Below are 6331 nucleotides of genomic sequence, written 5' to 3'. Positions count from 1 at the left end.
GCTGTCCGCCCACGAGGAGCTTCAAAGACCATCGGACAGGACTTCGTCCTGACCCTTGACAGCCGTGGACGCGCGAGGTCTCCGGACCCTCGAAGAACGGTGTCAGCTCCGCGTGAAAACTGGCTCTGGCGCACATTTTGTGAGTCGTGCTCGCTGGTAGGTCGGGTTGGGTGCCCGGGTGGAGATCATTTCGGCGTTGCTCCCGCATCTGGCTGGTCTGCGGTTGGAGGCGGTGGTGGTCCGGGCCGCCGGAGTCAGGATCAACGCGGCGACGCGAACGGTACGGGCGGCGTGTGGAGCCTGCGGCACGTGGTCGACCACAGTGCATGGTCGCTACCTGCGGCGGTTGGCTGATGTCAGACTCGGCGGCCACGAGGTGCTGGTCGCGTTGACGGTCCGGCGGTTCGCCTGCATGAACGCCGGGTGTCGGCGGCGGACGTTCGTCGAGCAGGTGCCCGGGTTGACCCGACGGTACGCCCGGCACACCGTCGAGGCGGCAGGCGACCTGGAAGCGGTCGCCCTGGCGTTGGGTGGCCGGCCCGGCAGCCGACTGGCGCAGCGGTTGGCGGTGTCCGTGTCCCGTACGACGTTGATCCGGATGATCCGGCGGATGCCCGACCCGCCGACGGTGACGCCGACGGTGCTGGGCGTGGACGACTTCGCCCGCCGTCGTGGGCACCGCTACGCCACCGTGCTGCTCGACATGCACACCCGCCGACCGATCGACGTGCTGCCCGACCGCACCGCCGACACGCTCGCCGACTGGCTGCGCGAGCACCCCGGAGTCGAGGTCATCTGCCGAGATCGCGGGGGCAGCTACGCCAACCCTCGGGAAATGCATCAGACGGGCGATGAAGTCGCAGTTGGCGTGGTGGAGGCCGGGGCCTGGAGCTTCGCGAGCGCACGTTGGCGCACGGCTTTGACCTGCTCGTTTGGCGAGATGATCCCGTCTGATGCATGATCCTCCCGCTATCCGGGTGTGTCGGGAGGGTCGGTTGCGGCGGGTCGACTTGGCGGGTGCGGCGCACCTGGAACTGGTGTCGGGTGTGATCCGGTTGCGTCCGGAGGACGCGATGAGCGAGGCGATGTTCCGAGGCTGGCGGGCGCAGCAGAGCGCTCGGGGCCTGCGGGAGGAGACGATCGTGGAGCGGGAGCGGCTGGTGCGCCAGTTCATGGCGTTCACCAACGAGTACCCGTGGCGGTGGACGCCAGCGCATGTCGACGAGTGGTCGATGTCGCTGACCGGAGAGCGGCATCTGGCACCCGCGACGATCCGCGCCTACCAAGGGACTCTGCGGATCTTCAACGAGTTCCTCTGCGACGGCCGGTACGGCTGGGCGGTGGCGTGCGAGCAGGAGTTCGGGCCGGGCGAGCACCCAGTGGCGATCGTGCACGAGTGGAACTCGATCGCCCATCTGCAGACCTACGAGGGTGACCCGGACGAGCGTCCGTTCACCCGCGACGAACTCCAGCGGTTCCTGGACTACGCCGATGACCAGGTCGACCGCGCGGTCGACGCGAAGCGCAAGGGTGCGCTGGCGGCGTACCGCGACGCGACCTTGTTCAAGGTCATGTATGGCTGGGGACTACGCCGCACCGAGACGTCGAAACTCGACATCGCGGACTGGGGCCGCAACCCGTCTGCTCCACAGTTCGGACGGTACGGGTCGCTGCACGTCCGCTACGGCAAGGCCAAGCGTGGTCAGCCACCTCGGCGCCGCAACGTGTTGTCGGTGTTCGGGTGGGCGGTGGAGGCGGTGAGCGACTACGTCGAGAACGTCCGCCCGCGGTTCGGGTTCACCGACCATCCGGCGTTGTGGGTGACCGAACGTGGTGGGCGGATCCAGCCACCGGAGATCAACGCGAGGTTCGTGTCATACCGGGAAGCGCTGGGACTGCCGAGAACCCTCTCGCCACACGCTCTGCGTCACGCCTATGTCACCCACAACACCGAGGACGGGGTGGACCGGCGCTTCATCCAGATCCAGGTCGGGCACGAGAGCGACAGCTCCACGGCGATCTACACGCACGTGTCCGACGACTTCATGAACACCGCACTGCGCAGAGCACTCGCGCCGGCGCTCGGGCCGGCCGCAACGGACGGAAAGGATCACTGATGGCCCCGAAGCTGGACTACCGCTGGCATTTACGCCGGATCATGGCCGACCGTGGCCTGTTCCACACCACGGACCTGATCAAGCCGCTGGCCGAACGGGACATCACCTTGTCCTCCAGCCAGGTCTTCCGGCTGGTCACCGAGCGGCCCGAGCGGTTGAGCCTGAAGATCCTGATGGCGCTGATGGACATTCTCGACTGCACGATGGACGAGCTCATCGAGCCGGTCGCGGCGGCGGGCGCCGGGACGCGGCCGAAGAAGGCGGCCGGTGGCACTGGACCGCCCGGCCTGGGCGAGCTGCGGCCGAAACGGGCCAGGATCACCGGGTGACCAAGAGGATCGACCGATCGCTGCTCGCGCAGCAGGTTGGTCCGCTGCTTGCGTTGCTCGCCGAACTCGAGCCCGCCCTGGAGACCGAAACGGTCCTTGCCGCCCTCCGGGAGGCGGCTGCGTTGCCGTCCGGGCAACAGCGGATCGCCACGGAGGTGGTCGAACGCCCGGAACTGCTCACCGGCCAGGCCCCCGCCGCGACGCTGCCCGGCGTGCTGCGCCTCGTCGATGCCCTGGTCCGGGCCGGCGCCACGGCCGTGGTTGCGCCACTCTGCCCGCGCTGCGGGAAACAGCGCCCGCTCAGCCGCCCCTTCGACGGCCTTCGACTCTGCGCCGGCTGCACCCGCAAGGCCGTGGCCATGCAATGCGGTCGTTGCGGGAAGCTGCGGCCCCCGGCCCGCCGCAACGACAACGGCCACCCCATCTGCCAGCCCTGCTGGTGGAATGATCCCCGCAGTTGGAAAGCCTGCACGAGCTGCGGCGGCCTGCGCCGCGTCGCCGCGATGACCGAGGCCGGGCCGGTCTGCACCCGCTGCCGGCCGAGGCCCGAACTCGTCTGCGGCATCTGCGGGCGAACCGGCCGATGCACCATCTCACGCGCCACCGGCCAGCCGATGTGTGACCGCTGCCGCGAACGATGGGCCGTCTGCTCCCGCTGCGGCGCTGGCGCCTCGGTGAAGGGTGGAACACGCGACGCACCGTTGTGCGCCCGCTGCGTCAACCCCGACCCGACCTTCTGGACCCGCTGCGGCGTCTGCGGCATCACCTGGCAACTCACCACGGCCGAATGCACCCGCTGTTCCCTGGACCGCAACCTCGCAGGAGTCCTTGCCGCCGCTGACGGCGGCACCGCGACCCAACTCGACCAGTTGCGCCAGGCATTCGTCCTGGTCGACCGCCCCGATCACGCGATGGACTGGCTGAACAAACCCGGTGTCCGCAACACTCTACGCACCGTCGCGCTCGCGCGGCCCGCCATCACACACGAGGCATTGGACGCGATGCCGCCCAGCGGCACCCTCGCGCACATCCGCTCCATGCTCATCGTCGCCAGCGCGCTCCCGGCCCACGACGAGCGCCTGGCCGCTCTCGAACCGTGGATCAAGAAGACCATCGCCGCGCGGGAGAGCCTCGAGCACCAACGCGCCCTACACGCCTACGCCGTCTGGCACCATCTGCGTCGCCTGCGCGGGCGCCTCGACGACCGGCCCGCTTCCCACCAGCAGGTCAACAGCATCCGCCAACAGGTCGCCGGTGCCGCGGCATTCCTGGACTGGCTGCACACCCGCGGATCGACCCTGGCCACCTGCGCCCAGGCCGACCTCGACCAGTGGCTGGCCAGCAAACCTGCGCCAGCGGCCCGGTCCGCGAACTTCGTGCGGTGGGCCACCGCCCACCACCACGCACCCAAGCTCAGCGCCCCGGCAACGCGCTGGACCGGCCCCACCGGGCCACTCGACCAGGACCGCCGTTGGGCCGACGCCCGACAGCTCCTGCACGACGACACCTACCCGACCGCCGACCGGGTCGCCGGACTACTGATCCTGCTCTACGCCCAGAAACTCACCGTCATCAGCACGCTGACGACTCAACACCTGCGCCACGCCGACGGCCAGACCCTGCTCGCACTGGGCAACCGGCCCGTCGTCCTGCCCGCCCCGCTGGACCGCCTCGTCAACGAACTCGCGAACGCCACCGAACAGACGCCCAGCGGCAGCCTGATCAACACGCCGTCCACCTGGCTCTTCCCTGGACGCTGGCCAGGACGCCCGCTCACCGAGGACGCCCTCGCCAGACGGCTCCGAGCACACGGACTGCAACCACGCCAAGACCGCAACACCGCACTATTCATGCTCGCCGCCGAGGTCCCGGCCGCGATCCTTGCCAAGATGCTCGGCATCCACATCAAAGCAGCCGTCCAATGGCAGCAACTCTCCAACGGAGACTGGACCACCTACGCCGCCGACCTCAGCCGACGAAACCCGGGGCATTCCCACAGTTCCAATAGCTGACTTCACCATTAGAGGGCGCCCGCAAGGGCGCGCCGGACGCGATCCAGATCGCAGACCGCTGGCACCTACTCAAGACCCTCAGCGACACCGTCGAGAAGGTCGTCCGTGGACACCGCCGGTGCCTGCAGACACACACCGACCCGACACCTGCCCTGGCCGCACCTGCCGCCCTGGGCGAGCCGGCCAAGACGGGACGCCGGGCGGACAACACCCGCCACCGCCACGCCGCCGTGCACGCCCTACGGGACGAAGGACTCTCGATCAAAGCGACAGCCCGCCGGCTCGACATGAACGTCAGGACCGCCCGCAGGTACGCCCGCGCCGCCACCGCCGAGGCGTTGATCGGCCCGAACAGCAGCAGCCGACCCAGCGTCCTCGCCCCGTTCCACCCCTACCTGCGGCAACGACTCACCGACGGCGTCCACCAGACAGCCGACCTGCACGCCGAGATCCTGGCCCGCGGCTACCAGGGCAGCCTGCGCGTCCTACGAGACTGGCTCGCCATCAACCGCACCCGACCCACCCCTGCGACCGTCCGGGTGCCGTCAGCCCGGCGGATCACCGGCTGGATCATGCGACCCGGCCACAAACTCACCGACGACGACCGCGCTGACCTCGCCGACGCCCGCAGCCGCTGCCCGGACCTCGACACCGTCGCCGACCTCGCCCGAGGGTTCGCCGCGCTGGTCCGCCACCAGGGCACCGGACACCATCTCGACACCTGGATCGACCGCGCCCGGCACTGCGGATACCCCGAACTCCGCGGCTTCGCCGCCGGCCTGGTCAGCGACCGCGACGCCGTCGTCGCCGGCCTCACCCAGCCCTGGAGCTCAGGCCCAGTCGAAGGCCAGGTCAACCGGATTAAGACGATCAAACGGCAGATGTACGGCCGCGCGAACCTCGACCTCCTCCGCAAACGCGTCCTCGCAGCAGCCTGAGCGACTGCCAAGACCAATCACAAAATGTGCGCCAGAGCCATTTTCACGCGTCGTCGACACCATATCCTTGCGGGTCATGTGCATCTTTCGTTTACCGTTCTCGACCGGCTAAACCCCCGCTGAATGAGGGAGGCTGAGCCGGGCTGGGCGGCTCCGGCAACGGCCAGGCTGGAATTCCTGACTGTCGCCGGAGCCGGTTGCTTCCTGAACCACCGTGCGGCCGCCAGCGCGAGTGCGGCACTGGCGCGGCACCGGTGCTGGCGTCGTGGCCGCCGCTATCCTCCGGCATGGCACCGCCAGGGCCGACCATGCAGGTACAGGCCGCCGCGGGGTGGTGCGGCGATACTGTCGGCTCTTTCCTGGGTCGATCAGGCAGGGCGGGCAACCGGGTACGGGCGGGCCGGGATGCGGCGGGTGCTGTTGCTGGTCTGCGGTGCCGTTCCGCCTTCGGCCGGCTGTAGCGGGGCCAACGCCCGTCCCGCCGCCAGGATCGGTTGTTGGAACCAGTAGCTGAACTCGGCTTCCGTCGGGTCGCCTTCGGGCACGGCGACCTCGGCAAGCCGGAACTCAACCAACTGCTCCAGGACTGCCTCTGCGTGTCCGTGGTCGATGTCGAGGATCCGGGCCGATTCGGCGACGGTTGTCGTGCCGCAGGTATTGGCGGCCAGACAGCGGAATGCCAGTCGGAGGTGTCGTGGCATGGCCTGGTCGCGAGCTGCGACGCTGAGTCTGATGTCAAATCTGCCGGTCGCCAGCTCGGCAAGCCACCGGTCGGGAGTGAGCCGCTGGATCAGCCGGTGCAGAGACCAGTGCGGACGCAGTGCCAACAGGCCGGCGACCGCTCGCAGCGGTACCGGAAAGCCGGCACAGATCTCGGCTAGGGCGTGTATCAAAGTCGGTCACAGCCACTCGTTGATCGCCGCGACCTGCACGGT

The 6331-nt window shown here is 69.1% G+C and carries 6 protein-coding genes; 5 read left to right on the top strand and 1 reads right to left on the bottom strand.

From position 1 onward, the window contains the following. Positions 1-178: 178 nt before the first annotated feature. From ACFHWU_RS28405 to ACFHWU_RS28385, 5 genes are all read left to right on the top strand, one after another. Positions 179-961 carry an ISL3 family transposase gene (locus ACFHWU_RS28405; protein ID WP_416592194.1) on the top strand — a complete coding sequence of 261 codons (783 nt, stop codon included), beginning with the start codon at positions 179-181 and terminating at the stop codon, positions 959-961. 34 nt (positions 962-995) lie between these two features. Continuing rightward, entirely contained in the window at positions 996-2117 is a 1122-nt protein-coding gene (locus ACFHWU_RS28400; RefSeq protein ID WP_416592193.1) for a tyrosine-type recombinase/integrase, read from the top strand. Then, on the top strand, positions 2117-2446 hold the full coding sequence (locus ACFHWU_RS28395; protein ID WP_416592192.1) for a helix-turn-helix domain-containing protein: 330 nt from the start codon (positions 2117-2119) through the stop codon (positions 2444-2446). Before ACFHWU_RS28400 ends, ACFHWU_RS28395 begins: the two co-directional genes overlap by 1 nt. Beyond that, positions 2443-4458: a hypothetical protein gene (locus ACFHWU_RS28390; protein WP_416592191.1), complete on the top strand. Its 2016-nt coding sequence runs from the start codon at positions 2443-2445 to the stop codon at positions 4456-4458. Before ACFHWU_RS28395 ends, ACFHWU_RS28390 begins: the two co-directional genes overlap by 4 nt. Before the next feature lie 287 nt (positions 4459-4745). Further along, positions 4746-5396, top strand: coding sequence for an ISL3 family transposase (locus tag ACFHWU_RS28385; RefSeq protein ID WP_416592190.1), 651 nt, complete (start codon positions 4746-4748; stop codon positions 5394-5396). Positions 5397-5764: 368 nt separating this feature from the next. On the opposite strand, the gene ACFHWU_RS28380 is transcribed toward ACFHWU_RS28385, so the two are convergent. After that, positions 5765-6097 (bottom strand): hypothetical protein, encoded by a 333-nt coding sequence (locus tag ACFHWU_RS28380; RefSeq protein ID WP_416592189.1) that lies wholly within the window; start codon positions 6095-6097, stop codon positions 5765-5767. Positions 6098-6331 lie beyond the last annotated feature (234 nt).

Source organism: Micromonospora sp. LOL_015, assembly GCF_048060275.1.
GTDB lineage: Bacteria > Actinomycetota > Actinomycetes > Mycobacteriales > Micromonosporaceae > Micromonospora_E.
This window is presented reverse-complemented; position numbering and strand designations above follow the sequence as displayed.

What these genes read in the sequence shown, in the direction of transcription:
- ACFHWU_RS28385 (WP_416592190.1), top strand. Translation starts at nt 4,746, where the DNA reads ATGAACGTCAGGACCGCCCGCAGGTACGCCCGCGCCGCCACCGCCGAG.
- ACFHWU_RS28380 (WP_416592189.1), bottom strand. Translation starts at nt 6,097, where the DNA reads ATGCCACGACACCTCCGACTGGCATTCCGCTGTCTGGCCGCCAATACC.
- ACFHWU_RS28395 (WP_416592192.1), top strand. Translation starts at nt 2,117, where the DNA reads ATGGCCCCGAAGCTGGACTACCGCTGGCATTTACGCCGGATCATGGCC.